General features: G+C 71.3%; 19 protein-coding genes. 13 read left to right on the forward strand and 6 right to left on the reverse strand.

Annotation, left to right across the window (positions count from 1 at the left end; genetic code table 11):
• Nucleotides 1-30: 30 nt before the first annotated feature.
• The gene (locus AC1DDU_RS08115) at nt 31-1446 is read left to right on the forward strand and encodes a cellulase family glycosylhydrolase (RefSeq protein ID WP_477432835.1); all 1416 of its coding nucleotides are present in this window, start codon (nt 31-33) and stop codon (nt 1444-1446) included.
• Here AC1DDU_RS08115 and AC1DDU_RS08120 read toward each other — a convergent pair.
• A complete protein-coding gene (locus AC1DDU_RS08120) occupies nt 1430-2122 on the reverse strand; it encodes a TetR/AcrR family transcriptional regulator (RefSeq protein WP_477432837.1) in 693 nt (230 codons plus the stop codon). The two genes, AC1DDU_RS08115 and AC1DDU_RS08120, sit on opposite strands and share 17 nt — an antisense overlap.
• 70 nt (nt 2123-2192) lie before the next feature.
• On the opposite strand from AC1DDU_RS08120, the gene AC1DDU_RS08125 reads away from it, so the two are divergent.
• Nucleotides 2193-3152, forward strand: a complete 960-nt coding sequence (locus AC1DDU_RS08125; protein WP_477432839.1) for an alpha/beta hydrolase — start codon at nt 2193-2195, stop codon at nt 3150-3152.
• Between the two features lie 56 nt (nt 3153-3208).
• On the forward strand, nt 3209-3601 hold the full coding sequence (locus AC1DDU_RS08130) for a hypothetical protein (RefSeq protein ID WP_477432841.1): 393 nt from the start codon (nt 3209-3211) through the stop codon (nt 3599-3601).
• A gap of 33 nt (nt 3602-3634) precedes the next feature.
• Here the strand turns inward: AC1DDU_RS08130 and AC1DDU_RS08135 are convergent, their stop codons facing one another.
• The gene (locus tag AC1DDU_RS08135) at nt 3635-5800 is read right to left on the reverse strand and encodes an intein-containing Rv2578c family radical SAM protein (RefSeq protein ID WP_477432843.1); all 2166 of its coding nucleotides are present in this window, start codon (nt 5798-5800) and stop codon (nt 3635-3637) included.
• A 119-nt stretch (nt 5801-5919) separates the two neighbouring features.
• Between AC1DDU_RS08135 and AC1DDU_RS08140 the strand changes: the two genes are divergently transcribed.
• The 10 genes from AC1DDU_RS08140 (at nt 5920) to AC1DDU_RS08185 (ending at nt 17708) form a co-directional block, all read left to right on the forward strand.
• Nucleotides 5920-7224, forward strand: a complete 1305-nt coding sequence (locus tag AC1DDU_RS08140; protein WP_477432845.1) for a M15 family metallopeptidase — start codon at nt 5920-5922, stop codon at nt 7222-7224.
• Between the two features lie 161 nt (nt 7225-7385).
• The gene (locus AC1DDU_RS08145) at nt 7386-8549 is read left to right on the forward strand and encodes an acyl-CoA dehydrogenase family protein (protein ID WP_477432847.1); all 1164 of its coding nucleotides are present in this window, start codon (nt 7386-7388) and stop codon (nt 8547-8549) included.
• Nucleotides 8550-8753: 204 nt separating this feature from the next.
• Nucleotides 8754-10421, forward strand: coding sequence for an ABC transporter substrate-binding protein (locus AC1DDU_RS08150; protein WP_477432848.1), 1668 nt, complete (start codon nt 8754-8756; stop codon nt 10419-10421).
• 51 nt (nt 10422-10472) lie between these two features.
• On the forward strand, nt 10473-11477 hold the full coding sequence (locus AC1DDU_RS08155; RefSeq protein WP_477432850.1) for an ABC transporter permease: 1005 nt from the start codon (nt 10473-10475) through the stop codon (nt 11475-11477).
• A complete protein-coding gene (locus tag AC1DDU_RS08160; RefSeq protein ID WP_477432852.1) occupies nt 11470-12543 on the forward strand; it encodes an ABC transporter permease in 1074 nt (357 codons plus the stop codon). Before AC1DDU_RS08155 ends, AC1DDU_RS08160 begins: the two co-directional genes overlap by 8 nt.
• Entirely contained in the window at nt 12540-13412 is an 873-nt protein-coding gene (locus AC1DDU_RS08165) for an ABC transporter ATP-binding protein (protein WP_477432854.1), read from the forward strand. Before AC1DDU_RS08160 ends, AC1DDU_RS08165 begins: the two co-directional genes overlap by 4 nt.
• Nucleotides 13409-14275 carry an ABC transporter ATP-binding protein gene (locus AC1DDU_RS08170; protein WP_477432856.1) on the forward strand — a complete coding sequence of 289 codons (867 nt, stop codon included), beginning with the start codon at nt 13409-13411 and terminating at the stop codon, nt 14273-14275. The genes AC1DDU_RS08165 and AC1DDU_RS08170 overlap by 4 nt, the downstream gene beginning before the upstream one ends.
• Complete coding sequence (locus tag AC1DDU_RS08175; protein ID WP_477432858.1) at nt 14272-15444, forward strand: ROK family protein; 1173 nt, start codon at nt 14272-14274, stop codon at nt 15442-15444. Before AC1DDU_RS08170 ends, AC1DDU_RS08175 begins: the two co-directional genes overlap by 4 nt.
• A 42-nt stretch (nt 15445-15486) precedes the next feature.
• On the forward strand, nt 15487-16746 hold the full coding sequence (locus tag AC1DDU_RS08180) for a 6-phospho-beta-glucosidase (protein WP_477432859.1): 1260 nt from the start codon (nt 15487-15489) through the stop codon (nt 16744-16746).
• A complete protein-coding gene (locus AC1DDU_RS08185) occupies nt 16734-17708 on the forward strand; it encodes an N-acetylglucosamine kinase (RefSeq protein WP_477432861.1) in 975 nt (324 codons plus the stop codon). Before AC1DDU_RS08180 ends, AC1DDU_RS08185 begins: the two co-directional genes overlap by 13 nt.
• Before the next feature lie 31 nt (nt 17709-17739).
• Here the strand turns inward: AC1DDU_RS08185 and AC1DDU_RS08190 are convergent, their stop codons facing one another.
• Genes AC1DDU_RS08190 through AC1DDU_RS08205 form a run of 4 tightly spaced genes read right to left on the reverse strand, consistent with a single transcriptional unit; the run spans nt 17740 to nt 21823 of the window.
• Nucleotides 17740-18312 carry an ECF transporter S component gene (locus AC1DDU_RS08190; protein WP_477432863.1) on the reverse strand — a complete coding sequence of 191 codons (573 nt, stop codon included), beginning with the start codon at nt 18310-18312 and terminating at the stop codon, nt 17740-17742.
• Nucleotides 18309-19184 (reverse strand): siderophore-interacting protein, encoded by an 876-nt coding sequence (locus AC1DDU_RS08195; RefSeq protein WP_477432865.1) that lies wholly within the window; start codon nt 19182-19184, stop codon nt 18309-18311. The genes AC1DDU_RS08190 and AC1DDU_RS08195 overlap by 4 nt, the downstream gene beginning before the upstream one ends.
• Nucleotides 19185-19217: 33 nt before the next feature.
• Nucleotides 19218-20066 (reverse strand): energy-coupling factor transporter transmembrane component T, encoded by an 849-nt coding sequence (locus AC1DDU_RS08200; RefSeq protein ID WP_477432867.1) that lies wholly within the window; start codon nt 20064-20066, stop codon nt 19218-19220.
• Nucleotides 20063-21823 carry an ABC transporter ATP-binding protein gene (locus AC1DDU_RS08205; RefSeq protein ID WP_477432869.1) on the reverse strand — a complete coding sequence of 587 codons (1761 nt, stop codon included), beginning with the start codon at nt 21821-21823 and terminating at the stop codon, nt 20063-20065. Before AC1DDU_RS08205 ends, AC1DDU_RS08200 begins: the two co-directional genes overlap by 4 nt.
• Nucleotides 21824-21905 lie beyond the last annotated feature (82 nt).

Here is a 21905-nt window from a genome sequence, read left to right on the forward strand (position 1 = left end):
GTGCTCCGCCCGTCAGAGAGGACGGTCCCGATGCTCGGTCCCCGCAGCGTCCTTTCCCTCGCGCTCGGCGCGCTCGTCGTGGCCGGCGGCATCGCCGCCGTCGTGCGCACGCCGGGACCGGCATCCGTCTCCGCCCACATGGAGGACGACCAGGGGCGGGCGATCGTCGCCAACGGGTTCAACACCGCGTCGAGCTCGAAGATCGCACCCGATGGGATGCCGGAGTTCACCGAGGCCGACCTGGATGCGGAGCACGCCGACATGGGGACGGACTTCGTGCGCTTCCTCATCTCGTGGCGCAAGGTCGAGCCCGCACCGGGCGAGTACGACCAGGACTACCTGGACGACGTCGCCGAGCGCGTCGACTGGTACGCCGAGCGCGGCTACCGCGTCATGCTCGACATGCACCAGGACACGTGGGGCACGGGGATCACGCCGAGCGGCGACGCCGGCAACGGCGCCCCGGCGTGGGCGACGTACCTGGACGGGTACCCGGTCGCCGACCAGGACATGTGGGAGCTCTACTACCTCGAGCCCGGCGTCATCCGGGCCTTCGACAACTTCTGGAACACCACCGGCGAGCACCCCGAGCTCGCCGAGCACTATGCGGGGGCGTGGCGCGCGGTCGCCGAGCGCTTCGCCGACGAGCCGGCCGTCGTCGCGTACGACCTCATGAACGAGCCCTACGGCGGGACCGTGCAGGGCCCGGCCTTCGAGGCCGGACCGCTCACCTCGCTCTACCAGCGCAGCGCCGACGCGATCCGCGAGGTGGATCCCGACACGTGGGTGTGCCTGGAGCCGCAGGCGCTCGGCTTCAACTGGGGCCTGCCCACCGGCCTCGGCCCCGTCGACGACGCGCGCGACGGCGACCCCCGCATCGCCTTCTGCCCGCACCTGTACCCGCTGCCCATGGACCTCGGCGACGGCTTCTCGGGCACCAGCCGCGACCTCATCGAGGGCACCGTCTCGGCCTGGGCGTCGAACACGCTGCGCGCCGCCGAGGCGCTGGGCGGAGTGCCGGTGATCCTGGGCGAGTTCGGCCTGGACACCACGCTCCCCGGCGCCCTCGACTACGTCGACCTCGTCTACCGCACAGCGGATGCCGCGGGCATGGGTGTCGTGTACTGGTCGCGCGATCCGGGCAGCTGGGGGCCGTACGAGGGCGACGGGACGCCGCGCAACCTCGTCGCGGTCGTGGACCGCCCCTACCCGCGGGCGGTCGCCGGCCCGGTGTCGTCGTGGACGGTCGCGGACGACGAACTGGTCATCCACCTGGACGGCCCCGCCGGCGACGGCACGAGCGAGGCCTACCTCCCGGCCGACGCCTTCCCGGACGGCGCTGCCGTCGAGGGCGGTGAGGTCGTGGAGTGGGATGCCGCGACCCGCGTGCTCACCTTCACGATCGACGACGGCGTCTCGGAGGTGTCGATCACGCCGGCGCGGTGACCGAGGCGCCGGTGTCGGTGCCGGCGATCGCGCCGATCGATGCGACCAGCGCGGGATCGCCGCCGAGCGCGATCAGGCGGGTGCGCAGCGCGACCTCTGCGCGGCGGTAGGGCTCGGCGCTCGCGTGGAGCAGCGAGCGCGTGTTCGCCGCTTCGAGGAACGACACCATCTCGAACGTCAGCTGCCGCGCGTCGTCGAGGAGGGGCAGCTCGCCCGCCGCCATCGCGTGCTCGATGCTGCGGGCCAGGTAGTCCTCCCACTCCGACGAGGCCGCGACGATCGCGTCGCGGATCGGGCCCGGCTTGGCGTCGAACTCGACCGATGTCGCGGCGAAGAAGCACCCGCCGCGGAACACCCGGTCGCGGGAGTAGGCGAGCCAGTCCGACAGCAGGGCGCACACGCGGCCGAGGCCCCTCGGCGTGCGCTCTCGTGCGGGGGCGACCACGCTGTCGACGAAGACGTCGCGTGCGGCGGCGATCACCGCGAGCTGCAGCTGCTCCTTGGAGCCGAAGAGCGTCGCGATGCCGCTCTTGCTGTGGCCGGAGGCATCCGCCAGCCGGCCGATCGTGAGGCCGTCCAGTCCGTCGACGGTCGCGGTGTCGACGGCATGAGTCAGCACCGCGCGACGCGACTCGTCGCCGCGCAGGCGACGGCGGTCAACAGGTGCTTGTGTCATGCCAGGAGAATACCGTACGATCGTTCGTATTCATAAGTACGACCGTTCGTATTCTTGGATCGGAGTGATCATGAACGTCGCCATCGCCCTCGCGGGCACCACGGTTCGCGCGGCCGGCGCCGTCTCGCCGCGCTGGGGCGCCGCGCTGGCCATGCCCCTCTTCGGACACGTGGCGCGGCCGCGTCCGGTGCACCCGGACGACGAGCCCACGATGGAGCGCGCTCGCCGCAGCACCGTGCGGATCCCCGGCATCGATCGGCGCGGGGTCGACGTCGCGGTCTATGCGTGGGGCGTCGGGCCCCGCACCGCCGTCGTCTCGCACGGCTGGAACGGCCGGGCGAGCCAGTTCTCACGGCTGGTGCGCGAGCTCGTCGCCGAGGGGTTCCGCGTCCTCGCGTTCGATGCCCCCGCGCACGGGATGTCGGCCGGCCGTCACACGTACCTCGTCGACTGGATGGACGTGTTCCGCGTGCTGCAGGATCGCCGCGGCCGGTTCGACCTGATGGTCGGGCACTCCTTCGGCGGCCTGGCCACCCTCGTCGGCGTGGCGGGCGGCGTGGATGCCGGCCGCATCGTCACGATCGCCGCGCCTGCCGACGCCGATCTGCTGCTGACGCAGTTCCAAGGCATGCTCGGCTACCCCGACGCGGTGGCGGTGCAGATGCGCGAGGGCTTCGCGCGCCGGTACTTCCCCGGCGAGCCGGACCCGTACTCGTGGCTGTCGAGCGTGCGCCGGCCCCTCGCGCCGGAGGTGCCGCTGCTCGTGGTCCACGATCGCGGCGACCGCATGGTGCCGTTCGGCGAGGCCGAGCGGATCGCCGCCGCGAACCCCGGTGCGAGCCTGCTGGCCACGACGGGGCTGGGGCACAACCGCGTCCTCGCGGACGACGCTGTGCTCGACGCCGTCGTGGAATTCGTGACCGGGGAGCCGCGCGACGTCGGGCCGGCCACGGCCGCGCTGCCCGTCTCCGCTCCGTTCCGCGAGGGTGCGCTGCTGGGGGAGCGGGTCGCGGTCGGCGTGCGCCCGTGACGCTGCATGGTGTCGCCCGACGGCGCGAGTCGGCCGTCGTGGGGCAGAATCGGACGGTGCTGAGACGGCGACGCAAAGAGGTGCTCACCACCGGTGGCGTCATCGCCTCCGCGGTGATGGTGCTGATCGGGCTGGCAGTGCTCGTGCTCTGCGGAACGCTGCTGGTGCAGATCGTCATCGACGGCATCGGGCCGTTCGACACCGTCGGCATCGCGCGCCCGACTCCGGCATGGATCGCGATCATCGGCCTCTCTCTGGGCGCCCTCGCCGGCGTCGAGTTCGTCGTCGACTCCGTCGGCTACCTGATCCGCGCCGCCCGCGGCGAGCTGTCCCGGCCGGCGAACGACGAGCGGGCCCGCCGTCGGCATGCCGCACGCAAGGCCACTGCGCACCAGCGCCAGGTGGCGGCGCGGTCGGCCGAGGCGCGTCGGCGCGACGCCGGGGCGTAGGCGCGTCGACGCAACGTCGCCGGCGTCGACTCGTCAGAAGAGCCGGGAGGCGGTGTCCGCGGCGCCCGCTGTGCCATGGCCCGTGGCACGCAGGCTGGCCGCCGCGCGTCCTCGCGAGGTCGTCACGATGGGCGGCGCCGCCCGGGCGTCGGCCCGGTCGGCGAGCCCTGCCACCGGTCCGCCGCGCACGTTCTCGTCCTCGGCGTGACCATCGAGCCCGTAGACCCGCAGCAACGGTCGCACCCGCTTCGCGAGCCATGATCGGTACGCCTTCGGCGCGGTCGACGTGGCTCCCGGGTACAGTCCGCGGTAGGACGACACGAGCTCGGGATGCCGCTGCTCGAGCCATTGCAGGAACCACTGCTTCGCTCCCGGACGCAGATGCAGCGCGCCGTACACGACCCGCGCCGCGCCGGCCTCTTTGATGCGGGCCAGCGCGTGGTCGATCGCGGCGATCGAGTCCGTCAGGTGCGGGATGATCGGCATCAGGAACACGGTGACGCGGAACCCCGCCTCGGTCGCCGCCCGCACGGTCTCGAGCCGGGCCGCGGCGGTCGGTGTGCCCGGCTCGATGAGATGCTGCAGGTGGTCGTCGAACACCGCGATCGACATCGCGAGGGTGACATGCACGTCGGCGGCGGCATCCTTCAGCAGCGGCAGATCCCGCCGCAGCAGCGTCCCCTTCGTGAGGATCGAGAACGGCGTTCCCGACTCGGTGAGCGCCGAGACGATCCCCGGCATGAGCTTGTAGCGCCCCTCGGCGCGCTGGTAGGGATCGGTGTTCGTGCCCAGCATGACCGGCTCGTGCCGCCAGCTGCCCCGCCGCAGCTCCTTCGCGAGCACGTCGGCGACGTTCACCTTCACCACGACCTGCGTGTCGAAGTCCCGCCCCGCATCGAGCTCGAGGTACTCGTGCGTCCCTCGGGCGAAGCAATTGTGGCTGACGACGCCGTTGGCGATGAAATCCCCCGTCGAGGTCGTGATGTCGACCATGTCGATGGTCTCACCGAGATCCTCGATCGAGACGACGCGCAGTGGGGCATCCGACTTCACCGCGTCTCCGATCAGGCTCAGCTTCCGCGTGATCGCGGGTTGTGTGAGCTCGAAGAACCGTCGTCGGGCGGGAAGGCCACCGAGCAGGCGGACGCTGCTCACCCCGTTCGGGCGGGGAGGCTCCTGCACGAAGTGGAAGTCATGGCGTCGGAGTGAGTCTCCGATCGCCGCGAGGATGTCGGCGTCCGAGTTGGAGATGCGAAGCACTCCGCGGCTGCAGCTGCCTTCTGCGTCGAAGATCCCCGCCAGGAATCCCCGCGACCACTCGGGCGAGGCGGACTCCGGCCACCGGATGGCCTCGCCGATCGCGTCGAAGTCCGCGCGCCGGGAGGTGAAGATCGCGTTCATCTCGCGCCGCTGCGGGGTCGCAGGAGCGAACCGGCGAAGGGTGGTGCTGACGCCGACACCGCGAAGATAAGCACGGGACCGTTCCAACGCCTCGGCGTCTGCCAGTGCGAGACGGAATCGGTGGGCCACGAAGGTCCCCTCGCCTTTCGACCGCGGATACGTTCGCTTCAGCATCATGCCGTCCCCGCGGATCATCCCGCACAGGTACCCCTGCCGGTAGGCATCGGTCTCGGTGGCATCCGCGACCACGCCGCCCGTGCCGAACCCCATCAGCTTGTTGTTCGTCGTCAGGGAGGGGCGCTGAGGTGAGCCTGCGCCGGCCGGCCCAACGTACTTCCACCCACGCTCCGTGAGGAACCTGTGGTCGCCGCTGGCGGTCAGCTCGGTGCCGTCCGCGAGCGTCACCCGATACGCGTGCTTGCGCGTCGTCCATTGGGCCGAGACGGCCGCCCGCACATAGCGGCGATAGGCGCCCTCGCGACGCGTGCCGATCACCTCGTCTCCGGCGCGCACATCTGCGATGCGCTTGCTGCGGCCGTCCGCCATCAACACACGCGTGTCGGGATGCAGACAGTACACGCATGCATGAGAGCAGCCGCGATACGGATTAACGGTCCAGTCGAACGGCATCGCCGAGGCGCTCGGCACATGGTTGAGCGCCGACTTGCAGAGCACCTCGTGGAAGGTCACCCCGGCGAACTCGGGTGTGGTGACCGACCGCACCAGACCGTTCAGCTGCTCGAGGCCGGGCAGGGCTGCGGCATCCGCCACACCCAGTTCCTGACCCTGCCACCGCATGCATTCATGAGAACAAAGATTCGAAACCAAGTCAAGACCGACGCGCCATGATTAGAACATCGGCGGAACGGATGCCGGGTTCCTGGCGAAATCGGGCCGTCACGGGCAAGATGGCTCACGTGACGGAGCCTGGCGGGCTCGCTACCCCCCGAGCCGCCCCCGAGACTCGTCGTGCCGCCCGAGCGATGCGCGAGGAGGCCGATCGGCGTGCCCGCGAGACCGATACCGCCGTCGTCGCCGTCGAGCCTGCGAGCGACGAGTTCGCGCCAGGGTCGGTGCCGGCGGGCGCGCCTTCGGCACTGCCTCCGGAGTCGTGGACACCGGATGCCGCACCTCCGGCATCCGCCGCTCTCGGCGCCTCCACGGCCCACCGCGTTCCGCAGGTGCGCGTGCGGGGCCGCGGGCGCACGGCCCATTCCGCCCGCCCGGTCGTGAGCGAGCGGCGCCTGGCGCGTGCCGCGGAGATGCTCGAGGTGGACGACGACGGACAGCCGGTCCGCCACGCGCGTCCGCGGCGGCTCACCAAGCGCCTCGTCATCGTCGCGGGACTGGTCGCCGGTGCCGCCCTGCTGGCGGGGTCGGCCGCGATGACGGCCATGATGCTGCCCCCGTCGCCGGATGCCGACGCCGCGCTCTCGCTCACCGTCGCGCCGCCGGGCATCGAGGCGCTTCCCGTCCCGGACGTGGAGGAGTCGCCGCCGGCGGCCGACATCTGCACGCTTCCCGATGTGGCGACCGCGCTGCAGCGCGGTGACGACGAGGCGGCGATCATCGCGTCCGGCGGCGGCGAGGCCTTCCGGGCAGCCGTCGTGGAGGGTCGCGCGCCGTGCGTGAACCTCAGCGACTCGTCGCACGTGTGGACCGTGATGGACAAGATCCGCCCGGCGAGCCCCGTCGACTACCGTCCCGAGGGACTGGTGCTGCCCGACGGGGTCCGCAACCTGGAGGGCGGCGCGCTGCGCTCGGATGCGGCATCCGCTCTCGCCTCTCTCGCGAACGACGCCCGCGCGGCGGGGGTGGGCGAGATCGCGCTGGAGAGCGGGTTCCGGTCGTACGAGACGCAGCAGCAGACCTACGGCCGCCACTTCGCCGAGCGCGGCGAGCGTGCCGACCAGGTCAGCGCGCGCCCGGGCTACAGCGAGCACCAGCTCGGGCTCAGCGCCGACGTCGTCGCGTGCGCGGGATCGTGCGGAACGCTCGACCAGCTCGCGGCGTCGCCGCAGGGCCAGTGGATCGCCGAGCACGCCTGGGAGCACGGCTGGATCGTGCGGTACGTCGAGGGCGCGACCTCGGTCACCGGGTATCTCCCCGAGCCGTGGCATCTGCGCTACGTCGGTCCCGAGCTGGCCACGGCGTACCACGAGGGCGGATGGACGTCCCTGGAGGAGTTCTTCGGGCTCCCTCCCGCCCCGGACTACCTCTGACGGCGGCAGCGGCGCCGCCCGCCTCGGGAGACTCCCGGTGTGCCACGACTCCCTGGTGGGGAGTGGGGGACCACTCAGCTGAAACTGAGTACCATATCTCGTGAGATGCGATCCCAACCGGATCCATCTCCCCAAGCTCGACGACGAGAGGAAGGCGCACCATGGAGCGCGACATCTACGACGAGGACCACGACGCGTTCCGCGACGTCGTCAAGGAGTTCATCAAGCGCTACGCGACGGAGGAGAAGCGCAAGCAGTGGGATGCGGACGGCGAGATCGACCGCGCCACCATGCTCGCGGCGGGTGAGGCGGGCATCATCGGCCTGTCGGTCCCCGAGGAGTTCGGCGGCGCCGGGATGCTGCAGGACTACCGCTTCCGCTCGATCGTGCTCGAAGAGACCATCGGCGCCGGCCTCGGCTCGCTCGCCGGAGCCCTCGGCATCCAGGATGACCTGGCGGTCCCCTACGTCGTCCACATGGGCACGCAGGAGCAGAAGGAGAAGTGGCTCCCCGGCATGGCGACCGGCGAGATCCTCGGCGCGCTCGCGATGACCGAGCCCGGCGCGGGCAGCGACCTTCGCGGCATCAAGACCACCGCCAAGCGCGTCGAGGGCGGCTACGTCGTCAACGGCGCCAAGACGTTCATCTCGTCGGGCAAGACCGCCGACATGGTCGTGACCTTCGTGAAGACCGGCGAGGGCAACCGCCCCGACGCGTTCAGCCTGCTGATCCTCGAGGACGGCATGGAGGGCTTCGACCACAGCAAGAAGCTCGAGAAGATGGGCTTCCACGGCTGGGACACCGCCGAGCTGTCGTTCACCGACGTCTTCGTGCCGGAGGAGAACCTCATCGGCGGCAAGGAGGGCCTCGGCTTCATCCAGCTCATGATGAACCTTCCGCTGGAGCGCCTGTCGATCGGCGTCGCCGCGGCGGCCGCGGGAGAGGCGGCGTTCGACTGGACCCGCGAGTACGTGCTCAGCCGCGAGGCGTTCGGCGAGCGCATCGCCGACTTCCAGAACACGCGCTTCAAGCTCGCCGACATGGCGACCACCGTCGACGTGATGTGGGCCTACACCGATCGCGCGATGATGCTCTACAAGGACCAGAAGCTCACCGCCGAAGAGGCGGCGAAGGTCAAGTTCTGGACGACCGACCGCGAGGCGGAGCTGCTCGACGTCGGCGTGCAGCTGCACGGCGGCTACGGCTACATCACCGAGTACCCGATCGCCCGCGCCTACCTCGACGCCCGGGTGCACCGCATCTACGGCGGCACGAACGAGATCATGCGCGACATCGTGTCGCGCCAGATCGTCGGCAAGCGCTGACGGGACGGCTCGCGCCGCACACCGTCCGGGATGCCCCGGACCTGAGCCTCTGCGGAGGCCCGGGTCCGGGGCATCCGTCGTCGATGAGATGAAGTCGTAACAAAAAAGGTTGTTTTCGGTAACGTTCTTGCCTATATTGTGAGCGAGCCGATGGTGTCTCGATGTCACCGGCTTTCCCTGCCAGGAGCCGAAAGGAATCACGGAATGTCAAGCCGGAGAGTGCGCAAGGCGTCGGTGGCGATCGCTGCCGGTGCAGCCGCGGTGTCGCTCATGCTCGCGGGCTGCGGCCCGTCCGACTCGTCGTCGGGCGCGGACGCATCCGCGCTGCGGGTGTGGGCGGGCAGCGCGAACCCCATCAGCGAGAACTTCAATCCGTTCGCCGTGGACACCGCCGTCCACGCGACCTTCGGGGCCATCTACGAGCCCCTCTTCTTCTTCAACCAGCTGTCCTCCGACCCGCCCGTGGGCCTGATCGGCGACAGCTACGAGTACAGCGAGGACGGAAAGACCCTCACCGTCGAGATCAAGCCCGACCTGAAGTGGAACGACGGCGAGGACCTCACCGCCGAGGACGTCGCCTTCACCTTCGGCTACGGGTCGAACGTCGACGAGAAGATGGTGTCGGCCGAGGCGACCAGCGACACGACCGTCGTGCTCACCTACAGCGAGCCGCGCTTCACCTCGGCGTCGCTGCTGCTGGGGTCGACGTGGATCATCCCCGAGCACATCTGGTCGAAGATCGACGACTACGCGTCCGAGACCAACCCCGACCCCGTGGGCTCCGGACCGTACAAGCTCAAGACGTTCTCCGACGCGGCCTACACCGTCGAAGCGAACGAGTACTACCGTGACGGCGAGCCGGCGGTCACCGAGGTGCAGTACATCGGCCTGGACTCCAACCAGTCGGCGCAGGACCTGCTGGCGACCGGCCAGCTCGACTGGGTCGGCCAGTTCATCGCCAATCCCGACAGCGTCACCGGCAGCGGCAAGATCGCGACGATGAACAACCAGCAGGACCCGACCGTCATCCTCACCTGCTCCAACGCCGACCTCGGCTGCAGCGGACCGCAGACCGACCCTGCTGTGCGACAGGCGCTGAACCTCGCCATCGACCGGTCGACGATCGCCGAGAAGGCCTTCGCGGGCCTGGTCGCCGAGAGCTCGCCCGCGTTCGTGCTGCTGCCTCGCGACGAGCAGTGGCTGAGCGACCCGGCGCTGGCGGCGAGCCCGCAGGATGCCGACATCGCGGCCGCGCAGGAGGTGCTCGAGGCCGCCGGCTACACGAAGGGCGGCGACGGCTTCTACGGCAAGGACGGCACGGCGCTGGAGATCGACCTGTTCTCGCCGGACGGCTGGACCGACTACAACGACGCGGCGAAGCTCATCAGCGAGCAGGCGGCGGAAGCCGGACTGCGCGTCAACGCCCGCACCGTGTCGGATGCCGAGTACTGGACGCCGATCTCGGGCGGCGACTTCCAGATGGCGCTGTACGGCCTGACCCAGTCGCTGGTCGCCGACCCGTTCTCGAACTACGACCAGTACTTCGCGGGCAAGTCGACGGCGAAGGTGGGCGAGGACCCGACGTCGGGGCAGAACTACTCCCGCTACCAGAACGCCGACGTGGACGCCGCGGTGGAGGTGGCCGCGGGAACCCTCGATGAGGACGTCAAGAAGGAGGCCTACGCCACGATCCAGGCGCAGATCGCGCAGGACCTGCCGTACATCCCGGTCGTGCTCAACGCGTCGCAGGCGTTCTTCAACGTCGACCGCTTCACGGGCTGGCCGACGGACGGCGATCTGTACGCCAACCCGCTGCCGTACCTGTCGGCGGCCTCGGCGGTCGTGCTCACCCATCTGAAGCCTGCGAAGTGATGAGGCGACGGATCTCATGATCGGCATCGAGCAGACGCGGGAGGGAGAGGCATGAAGTTCTACGCTCGCCGCATCGCGTTCTACGTCGTGACCCTGTGGGCCGCGATCTCACTGAACTTCTTCCTCCCGCGCCTGCTCCCCGGCGACCCGGCGGCCATCATGCTGGGCAAGCTGCGCCGGGCCAGCGGCGGACGGCCGCTGTCGGAGGAGACGATCGCCTCGGTGCGGGCGATCCTCGGCGCCGAGAAGGGCATGACGCTGTGGGACCAGTACCTCGCGTACTGGGGGCGCCTGCTGCACGGCGACCTGGGCGTCTCGTCGACCCGCTACCCGGCGGAGGTGAGCGACCTCATCGCCGCCGCCCTGCCGTGGACGGTGGTCCTCGTCGGCACCGCGACGGTGATCTCGTTCGTGATCGGCATCGCGGTCGGCGCGTGGGTCGGCTGGCGTCGCGGGACGTGGGTCGACCACCTCGTGCCGATCACCTCGGTGTTCCAGTCGATCCCGTACTTCTGGCTCGCGCTGGTGCTCGTCGCGGTGTTCTCGGTGCAGCTCGGCCTGCTGCCGATCGTGGGCGGCTACGACGTGTTCGAGTTCCCGTCAGGACCGGAGTGGAGCTGGGCGTTCTTCTGGAGCGCCGTCGAACACGCGATCCTGCCCGCCGCGACGATCGTGATCTCGTCGGTCGGCGGGTGGCTGCTGGGCATGCGCAACATGATGGTCTCGACGATGGCCGAGGACTACGTGGTCACCGCGGAGGCGAAGGGGCTCTCCCCTCGCCGGATCCGAGGCCGCTACGCCGCCCGGAACGCGTCGATCCCGAGCCTGGCCGGATTCGGCATCGCCCTCGGGTTCGTCGTCGCCGGCTCGATCGTGATGGAGCAGGTCTTCAGCTACCCCGGCATCGGCAAGCTCATGATCCAGTCGGTGCAAGGGCTCGACTATGCGCTCATGCAGGGCGTCTTCCTGGTCATCACGCTCACCGTCCTCGCGGCGAACTTCGTGATGGACCTGATCTACGGACTCATCGATCCGCGAGTGAGGCACAATGGCTGAGCCCACGTCCGACACCATCGTCGAGGACGAGACCCCGATGGCTTCGCCGGCGACGGCGGAGGCGGTGCGCGCCACCGAGCGCTCGGTCGCCGCCGAGGAGGCGACGACGCTGGCGATCGCGACGCGGCGGCTGGGAGGCATCCGTCACCTGCTGCCGACGTGGTCGGGAAAGCTCATCGCCGGCGTCGTCATCACCGGGCTGATCGTGCTGTTCGGGCTGCTGGTGCCGCCGTTCGCGCAGAACCCGCGCGACTCCGACAACCCGTCGCTCCAGCCGCCGAGCCCCGAGCACCTGCTGGGCACCACCAAGCTCGGCTACGACGTGTTCTCGCAGCTCGCGTGGGGCACCCGCGAATCGCTGTTCGTGGGACTGGTCGCGGGATTCGTCGCACTGCTGCTCGCGATCGTGTTCGGCATCCTCGCGGGCTACTTCGGCGGCGTCGCGGACGAGATCCTCATGCTGATCACGAACATCATGCTGGTCATCCCGGGCCTGCCGCTGGTGATGGTGATCGCCGCGTACGTGCAGAACGCGCCGGGGCTCGGTCCGTTGGCCCGCAGCTCGTTCCTGGTGGCGATCATCCTCGGGGTCACCGGATGGGCGGGCTCGGCGATCGTGCTGCGCGCCCAGTCGCGGTCGCTGCGCACGAGGGAGTACGTCGCGGCGGCGCGGGTCGCGGGCGAGAAGCCGATGCGCGTGATCTTCGTCGAGATCCTCCCCAACCTGGTTCCGCTCATCGCCGCCCAGCTGATCTTCGGCATCGTCTTCGCGGTGCTGGGCGAGGCGGGGCTGTCCTACCTCGGGCTCGGCCCGACCGGCTCGATCACGCTGGGCACGATGCTCAACGACGCGCAGACCGGCCAGGCGGTCGGCAGCGGCGCGTGGTGGTGGTTCGTCCCGCCCGGCGCGATGATCGCGCTCCTGGGCGCCGGTCTCGCGCTCATCAACTTCGCCATCGACGAGGTGGTCAACCCGAAGCTGCGGCTCGCGCCGAAGGTGGCGCGCAGCCAGCGTCGCGCGGCGCGCGCCGGCCGCGGCGTCGCCGGAGGAGGTGCGGTCGCATGACCGAAGCGGTGCTGACGGCGCGCAACGTGTCGATCGAGTACGAGGTGGATCCGCCGGTCAAGGCCGTGCGGGACGTCTCGCTGACCCTCAACCGGGGCGAGATCCTGGGGCTGGCCGGCGAGTCGGGATGCGGCAAGTCGACGCTCGCGTACGGCGTCAACCGGCTGCTCAAGCCGCCGGCGCTCATGACATCGGGCGAGATCGTGTTCCACGACCGGTCCGGGGTCGACATCGACGTGGTCGGCCTCACCGACCAGGAGCTGCGCCGGTTCCGGTGGGACAAGGTGTCGATGGTGTTCCAGGGCGCGATGAACTCCCTCAACCCGGTGATCAACATCCGGGCGCAGCTGTTCGACGTGTTCACCACGCATCGGCCCGGGATGAGCAGGCGTCAGAAGCAGGCGCGCAGCGAGGAGCTGCTGGAGCTCGTCGGGGTCGACCCCAAACGGCTGACGAGCTTCCCGCATGAGCTGTCCGGCGGCATGCGTCAGCGCGTGATGATCGCGATGGCGCTCGCACTGGACCCGCAGGTGATGATCATGGACGAGCCCACCACGGCGCTCGATGTGGTGGTGCAGCGGGGCATCATCCGGGAGATCATGCGGCTGCGCGAGAAGCTCGGCTTCGCGGTGATCTTCATCACCCACGACCTGCCCATGCTGATCGAGATCAGCGACCGGATCGCGGTCATGCTGCAGGGGGAGATCGTGGAATCGGGCACCGCGGCGGACATCTACCGGAACCCGCAGCACGAGTACACCAAGAAGCTGCTGTCGAGCTTCCCGAGCCTGCGCGGCGACCGCGGCGACTTCGTGCGCACCGGCGCCCAGCCCATCGGGGCGACCCTCGCCCAGGGAGGTGCCGCATGAGCGCCCACAGCCACACCGCCGCCGGGCCCCGCACGCTGGAGGCGCGGAATCTGGTCAAGGACTTCCGGCTGCGCAGCGGCCTGACCTTCTCGACCCTGCACGCGGTGAAGGACGTCTCGTTCACGCTCGAAGCGGGCCGCACCCTCGCGCTGGTGGGGGAGTCCGGATCGGGCAAGTCCACCATCGCGAAGATGCTCGCCCGCCTGGAGAAGCCCACGAGCGGGCACATCCTGCTCGACGGCAGACCGGCCGGCAACGGCGGCCGCGAGGTGGCGGCGTACCGGGGCGATGTGCAGATGGTGTTCCAGGACCCGTTCGCGTCGCTGAACCCGTTCCACTCCATCGCGCACCACCTGGAGCGGCCGCTGCGCATCCACAACCCCGGCATCAGCAGCGCAGAGGTGCGCCGCCGCACCCTGGAGCTGCTGGACCGGGTGCGGCTGACGCCGACGGAGAAGATGGCCGAACGCCGCCCGCACGAGCTGTCCGGCGGGCAGCGGCAGCGCGTCGCGATCGCCCGCGCGCTGGCCCCCGGCGCGCAGTTCATCGTCGCCGACGAACCGGTGTCGATGCTCGACGTGTCCATCCGCCTCGGTGTGCTGAACCTGCTCGCCCAGCTGCAGCGTGAGGACCACCTCGGGGTGCTGTACATCACCCACGACCTGGCCACCGCGCGCCACTTCTCCGACGAGATCCTGGTGATGTACCGCGGCGACATCGTCGAACGCGGCCCCGCCGACACCGTCATCCTCGATCCGCAACACGACTACACCCGCACCCTCCTCGGCGCCGCACCCGACCCCGAGCGGATCGGTATGCTGCGCGACGAAGTGCGTGCCGCTGTGACGAAGGAGAACGCGTGACCACCATCGATCCGGGCACGCCTACGTGGCTGCGGGCGCACAACGACCGCACGGCCTTCCGGCTGCTGCTCGAGCACGGGCCGCTGAGCCGCTCGCGCCTGGGCCAGCTGTCGGGCCTGTCCAAGCCGACCGCCGGGCAGATGATCCAGCGCCTGGAGCGGGTCGGGCTCATCGAGGCGGTCGGCGAGACCTCCAAGTCCCGAGGGCCGAACGCGACGGTCTACGGCGTCCGTCGCGACAGCATGACCGGGGTGGCCGTCAGCATCCTCGCCGACGCCATCGAGGCCGTCGTCACCGATCCGACGGATGCCGAGCACCCCGTCGTCGTGCTCCCCACGGCCGGCCTCGACCGCTCGCCCGAGTCCGACGTGACCGCGGCGATCGACGCCGCGTGCCGTGCCGCCGGGATCCCCCGCACGTCGGTCAGCGTCGTGGTCGTCGGAGTGCAGGCCGCCGTCGACGCGGACGTCGACGAGGTCAGCCTCACCGACACGCTCCCCGGATGGCCCCTGGTCGGCGCTCGTGCGCGGATCGAGGAGGCGACCGGGACGACCGTGATCCTCGAGAACGACGTCAACCTGGCGAGCGTCGCCGAGCGCAATCACGGCACGGCGGCCGATGCCGAGAGCTTCGCCTACCTGTGGATGGGATGGGGCGTCGGCGTGGGCGTCGACGTCGCCGGCGTCGTCCAGCGCGGGGCATCCGGCAGCGCCGGGGAGATCGGATACCTCTCCGTCCCGCGCGCGGCGCTGGCCTATGCGCCGGAGGCGAACGACTTCACCGACCTGCTCGGTTCGGCGGGAGTGATCCAGCTCCTCGGCGGCACGAGCGACGACACCGTCGAGACCGCGCTGACGCGGCTCCCCGGCCGCCCGGAGCTGCTCGGCGCGCTGGCCGACCGCGTCACGGTCGCCGTCCGGATGATCGAGGCGCTGCTGGATCCGGGCCTGGTGGTCCTCGGCGGGCAGACCGGGATCGCGGGCGGCGATGCCCTCGCCGCGCTGGTGCAGGAGCGCCTGGATCGGGAGCGTCCCGAGACCCGTCGCACCCGCCGCGTCCTCGAGGTCCGCACGAGCGGCGTGCCCACCCAGTCGATCCTGCGTGGCGCGCGGCGCCTGCTGACGGCGCACATCCGAGACCGCCTCGAAGAGACCATCGCGGTCGGCTGACCGCATCCGATCACACACACTGCAAGCCAGAAGGAGGAATCGATGAAGCTCGCGATCGTGGGGGGCGGGTCGACCTACACCCCTGAGCTCATCGACGGGTTCGCGCGCCTGCGCGACGTGCTGCCGCTCGACGAGATCGCCCTGGTCGACCCCGACGAGTCGCGGCTCGCGCTGGTGGGCGGGATGGCCCGGAGGATGCTGGCGCGCGCCGGGCACCCGGCATCCGTCCTGACCACCACCGACCTCGTCGCGGGGGTGTCCGACGCCGACGCGGTGCTGCTGCAGCTGCGGGTCGGCGGGCAGGACGCCCGTCACGCGGACGAGACCTGGCCGCACGACGTGCACTGCATCGGACAGGAGACCACCGGCCCGGGCGGGCTCGCCAAGGCGCTGCGCACGGTGCCGGTGGTGCTGCGGATCGCCGAGGCGGTGCGCGCACACGCCAAGCCCGACGCGTGGATCGTCGACTTCACCAATCCGGTGGGCATCGTGACCCGTGCGCTGCTGTCGGAAGGGCACCGCGCCGTCGGCCTGTGCAACGTCGCGATCGGGTTCCAGCGACGCTTCGCCGCGATGTTCGGCGTGGACCCGTCGCGCGTCGCGCTCGGCCATGTCGGCCTCAACCACCTCACGTGGGAGCGCGCCGTGCTCGTGGACGGGCATGACCGGCTTCCGGGGCTGTTCCGCGAGCACCTCGACGAGCTCTCCGACGACGTGCACCTTCCCCCGCAGCTGCTGACCGATCTCGGGGTCGTGCCGTCGTACTACCTGCGCTACTACTACGCCCACGACGAGGTGCTGGCCGAGCAGCTGGCCGAGCCGTCGCGCGCCGAGGCGGTGCGGGCGATCGAGAACGAGCTGCTGGCGCTGTACGCCGATCCGGAGGTCGACGAGAAGCCCGAGGCGCTGGAGCGTCGCGGCGGCGCGTTCTACTCCGAGGCCGCCGTCGAGCTGCTCGCGGCGATGCGCGACACGCACGCCCCCGCCCGGGTCGTCAATCTGCGCAACGACGGCGTGCTCCCGTTCCTCCCCGACGACCACGTGATCGAGGTGCCGGCGTCCTTCCGCGACGGGCGGTTCGTCGCGGAGCCCGTCGCGCCGCTCGACGACGACGTCCGCGGCCTCATCGCCGCCGTCGCGGGGTACGAGCGCCTCGCGCTCGACGCCGCCGTCCACGGCGGCCGGGACCGCGTGCTGCGCGCGATGCGCGCCCACCCGCTCGTGCTGCAGCACGACCGCGCCGAGAAGCTCACCGACCTCCTGCTCGCCGCGAACGCGAGGTTCCTGCCGTGGGCATCGTGAACTCCGGGCTCGCCGTGGCCGTCGACGGCGGAGGGACGAAGACGGATGCCGTCGCCCTGAGCCTGGACGGAGATCTCGTCGGTCGCCGGCGCGGCCCCGGCTCGAGCCCGCATTTCGAGGGCCTCGACGCGTCGGTCGGCGTCGTCGACGAGCTCGTGCGTGGGGTCGCGGGCGGCGCGCCGGTCGCGCAGGTCGACCTCTACCTGTCGGGCCTGGACCTGCCCGTCGAGATCGCGCAGTACCGCGACGCCGTGGCGCCGCTGGAGTGGGCGTCGGCGCACCTCGTGGTCGACAACGACCTGTTCGCGCTGCTGCGGGCGGGCACGGAAGAAGCGGACGCCGTCGCCGTCGTCTGCGGCAGCGGCGTCAACGCCGTCGGAGTGCGGGCCGACGGCGCCACGGTGCGCTTCCCCTCGCTAGGGACGCTCTCGGGCGACTGGGGCGGCGGATCCGGCCTCGGGCCCGAGGCGCTGTGGCACGTGGCGCGCGACGTGGACGGCCGTGGGCCGCGCACGCTGCTCACCGGGCTGCTGCTGGAACGCCTGAGCGCGGCATCCGTCGCCGACCTCATCGAGGAGCTCCACTTCGAACGCCGCCCGTACAGCGACCTCATCGACGTCGCGCCCGCGATCTTCGACGCCGCGGCGGCCGGCGACGAGGTGGCGGTCGGACTCGTCGAACGGCAGGCCGACGAGATCGTCGCCTACGTGCGCGCGATCGTCACGCGGCTGGACTTCGCCGACCGCGAGGTGCCGATCGTGCTCGGGGGCAGCATCCTGACCGCCGGTCACGCTCTGCTCGACGAGCGCATCGAGGCCGGTGTGCGCGCCGTCGCTCCGCGGGCCCGCCTGGCACGCCTGTCCGCCCCGCCCATCGTGGGGGCCGCCCTCGCGGCGCTCGCCCACGCCGGGGCGGGCCCGGCCGCGCTCGCACGCGCGCGCGCCGCGCTGGCCGCGGGCTGACGCGAGGATCGGGGATGCCGCCGCCCGCGGCTCAGTGCTGCCCGGCGGGTCCGCTGCCGCGACCGAGGCCGCGACCCGCCAGGCCGCGACGGCGCGCGAGCTTGGCGACCCCCGCGCGGCGCAGGCGGTCGGCGATGAGCAGGCCGAGCGCGGTGCCTCCGACGCAGCTCGCGATCGACAGGGCGAAGAAGCCGATCTGCACGCCGATCGTCATGGACGCCAGGTCGAAGGAGACGGCGGCGAGCACCGGGTACACCACGCCCACGAACACGGCGCCGGCGTAGTACTGCCACGTGCGCCAGCTGCGGTACAGCGCGAGGAGGAACGGCAGCTCGGCGAAGAACGCCCACCACAGGTTCGTCGCGAGGTACGGGAACACCACGAGTCCCGAGATGAGCCCGACGAGCAGACCCGCCAGCGGGCGCTCGATGAGCCGCAGCGCGACCACGGCGGGCATCAGCCACAGGCCGGCCAGACCCACCGAGACGAACGGCACGACGGCGAACAGCACCGTCGACAATCCGGTCGCTCCCCACAGCATGACGCCGCCCGCGACACCGATCGCGGCGCACGTGAGCAGGTACGCGGTGGTCGCGCGGCTCACGAGTGGGCCTCGGCGGTCGCTCGCTGCGACTTGGGCGCGGGTGAGGCGGCGCCGACACGCCAGTAGCCGCAGAAGCTCACGAGGTCCTTCGGGATGCCGCGTTCTCCCACCAGGTGCCGGCGGCCCCCGGTCGCGAGCGCCTGCTCGCCGACGACGTACGCGTGGCAGGGGGCATCCGGGATCGCCGCGTCGCGGAGCGCCTGCAGCGCGAGGGTCCTCGGTGCAGCGTGGTCGTCGCGGACGATCCACCGTACGGTGACGCCCTCAGGGCGGGGGAAGTCGAGGGCGTCGTCCGCCGAAGGCACCTCCACGATCGCGACGCCTTCCGCGTGCGAGGGGAGCGAGGCGCAGATGCCCGCGATCGCGGGAAGGCCGGTCTCGTCGGCGACGAGTACGACGCGGTCGATGCCGCGGTCGGGGTTGAACGTGAGCCCCTCGTCGATCACCACGACGCTCTCGCCGGCAGCACATGTCTCGGCCCAGCGCGAGGCCGGACCGGCGGTGCCGTCGGCGGCGGAGCCGTGGAGCACGAAGTCGACGTCGATCTCGGCGCCGGTGCTCGCCGTCGCCGGGCGGTACGCCCGCACGGTGTAGTTGCGCATGACCGGGCGCACGCCGTCGGGGATGCGGAGGTACTTGAGATACCCGAACATCTTGTTCGCCTTGGCGGGCAGCCGCTCCAGCCCCTCGTCGCCGCCCAGCGGCAGGAACAGCCGGAACCACTGGTCGTAGCCCAGGGGGCGGAACCGGTCGATCTCACCGCCGCCCAGGGTCACCCGCATCCAGTGCGGGGAGAGACGCTCGGTGCGCAGCACCGTCAGATGCACGAGGCCCTGCGTCTCGGGCTTGACCAGTCGAGGGGCGTGGGCCATGTCAGCGCTCCTTGTCGGATGCGGCGGGGACCATCACAGCCCCCACGGGAAGAGGACGGCGAACAGCGCGGCCGAGATCGCCCAGAACAGCAGGACGAACACCGTGTCGCGCGCGCGCCACGGCACGATGTGCCGCTCGGTGCGGTCGGGGTGGGCGCCGAACGCGCGCGCGTCCATCGCCAGCGCCACGCGCTCGGCGTGGCGGATCGCGCCGGCCAGCAGCGGCACCACGTACCCCGCCCAACGGGAGATCGCCGCGAACGGACCGCGACCGCCGTGCGCGCCGCGCACGCGATGCGCCTGGCGGATCACGTCGAGCTCATGCCCGAACCGCGGCACGAACCGGAACGCCGCCAAGGCCGTGTAGCCGATGCGGTAGGGCACCCGCAGCTGCTGCACGCTCGCCCGCACCAGGTCGGGCCCCGTCGTCGAGAGCCCCGCGATGAGGGTGAGGGCGACGATCGCCGACAGGCGCAGGGCGGTCGCCATGCCGACGAGGAGCGCTCCGCCGTACATGGTCCACCCGCCGATCTGCCACACCACGACCGACTGGTCCACGCGCGACGCGTCGGTCCACAGCGCGAAGCCGAACCCGATGAGCAGGGTCCCCAGCGGCAGCGCCAGGAACAGCACCGCCGCCAGCCGTCTCGTGAAGTCGACGCCGACCAACAGCACCGCGTACGCCGTCAGCAGGAAGGCCGCCGGGGTCGCGGCATCCCGCACGAACACCAGCAGCACCATCGCCGGCAGCGGCGCCGCCAGCTTCGCCAGCGGGTTGAGCGCGTACAGGAACCGGACAGCGGATGCCGACACCCGGCCGGCGTAGGGGTCGAAACCGCTCTGTGCGGCAGCGGCGGCGGTGAGGGGGCCGGTGTCGGTCACGCCGCACCTCCCGCCGCGGGGAGAGTCGGAGCGGAGGCCGCACCGGGGAGGTCGGCGAGGCGCGCGATATGGGAGAGCTCGGGATGCCGCCGCACACCCTGCAGGGCGCGTCGCAGCGGGGGCGGGCGCAGGCCGGCGCGCGCGATGAGCTCGTCGTCGGCGAAGATCTCGGCGGTCGGGCCCTCCGCGAGCACGCGTCCGTCCGCCATGACGACGGTGCGATCGGCGTAGTCGGTGACCAGCTGCATGTCGTGGGTCACGACGACGATCGTGGTGCCCTCGGCGTTGAGCTCCGACAGCAGCGACAGCAGCTCGTCGGCGCGCGCGCGATCCTGGCCGAACGTGGGCTCGTCGAGCACGAGCACCGGCGCGCCGGCGACCAGCGCCGTGCCCACCGACAGCCGCCGCTTCTGCCCGCCCGACAGCAGGAACGGGTGGCTGCCGGCCTTGTCGGTCAGCCCGAACCTCTCCAGCAGCGCCGCGGTGCGCGCGTGCACCTGATCGTCGGGCAGGTGCTGCATGCGCAGGCCGTGCGCGATCTCGTCGTGCACCGTGTGCGCGATGAACTGATGCTCGGGGTTCTGGAACACGAACCCGATGTGCGCGCTGAGCGTCCGTGCGTCGGTCCTGCCGACGTCGAGCCCGCCGACGTGCACGGCGCCCTTCGGGGGAGGGACGACGCCCGCCAGGGCCTGGATGAGGCTCGTCTTGCCGGCGCCGTTCGCCCCGACCACGGCGACGAACGCGCCCGCCGGGACGTCGAGGTCGATGTCGTGCAGCACCTCGGCGCGGCCCCGGCGCAGGCTCAATCCGCGTACGGCGATGACGGGGTCAGCACTCGGTCGCGTGGTCGTCGGCTGCCGTGGGCCCGCGTCCTGCGGCGGCGTGGGGGTCTCCTCGGCCTCGAGCGCCGCGCGGAGCTCGTCGGGCGTGAGCGGCAGGGGGTCGAGCGCGTAGCCGGCCTCGCGAAGCCGCAGGGCGGCGATGGTCGAGACCGGCAGCCACACGCCCATCCGGTGCAGGTCGGGGGCGCGTCCGCGCAGCACCTCGTCGACGCTGCCGTCGGCGGCCAGCCGGCCGTCCTGGTCGAGCACGACGACCCGGTCGACGAACCCGACGGCCGCGTCGAGGTTGTGCTCGACGAGCAGGATCGCGCGATCTCCGGCGGCGACCAGCTCGCGCAGCGCGGCGTACACGTCCTCGATGCCGGCAGGGTCCAGGTTCGCCGTCGGCTCGTCCAGCACCAGCAGCGGCGAGCCCATCGCGAGCGCACAGGCGATCGCGAGCCGCTGGCGCCCTCCGCCCGACAGCCGGTCGGGGTTCTCCGCGCGCCGCTCCCACAGGCCCACGCGGCGCAGCGCGGCCTCGGCGCGGGCGAGCACCTCGGGCACCGGCATCCGCAGATTCTCGGGCCCGAACGCGACCTCGTCCAGGAGGGTCCCGGTCACCAGCTGCGCGTCGGGATCCTGGAAGACCATGCCCACGCGAGTGCTGAGCTCGGCGACCGTGGTCGCCTGCGTGTCGAGGCCGTCCACCTCGACGGTGCCGGTCATCGTCGCCGGAACGGCGTGCGGGATCAGACCGTCCAGCGCGAGCGTCAGCGTCGACTTGCCCGAGCCGCTCGGTCCGAGCAGCAGCACGACGTCGCCCGGAGCGACATCGAAGGAGACGGAGGCCGGAGCCGGCGTGGTCTCGCCTTCGTGCGTGACGCCCAGCTCGCGCACGCGCAGCAGCGGCACGGCAGAGGACACGGGCATCCGATCGTCGAAGGAAACTTAGCCTTCCCTAACTTACCCGTGGCCCGCGCGTGCGCGAAACGTCGCCCGCGGGTGCGGGCAT

Source organism: Microbacterium sp. 05T445 (assembly GCF_056395865.1).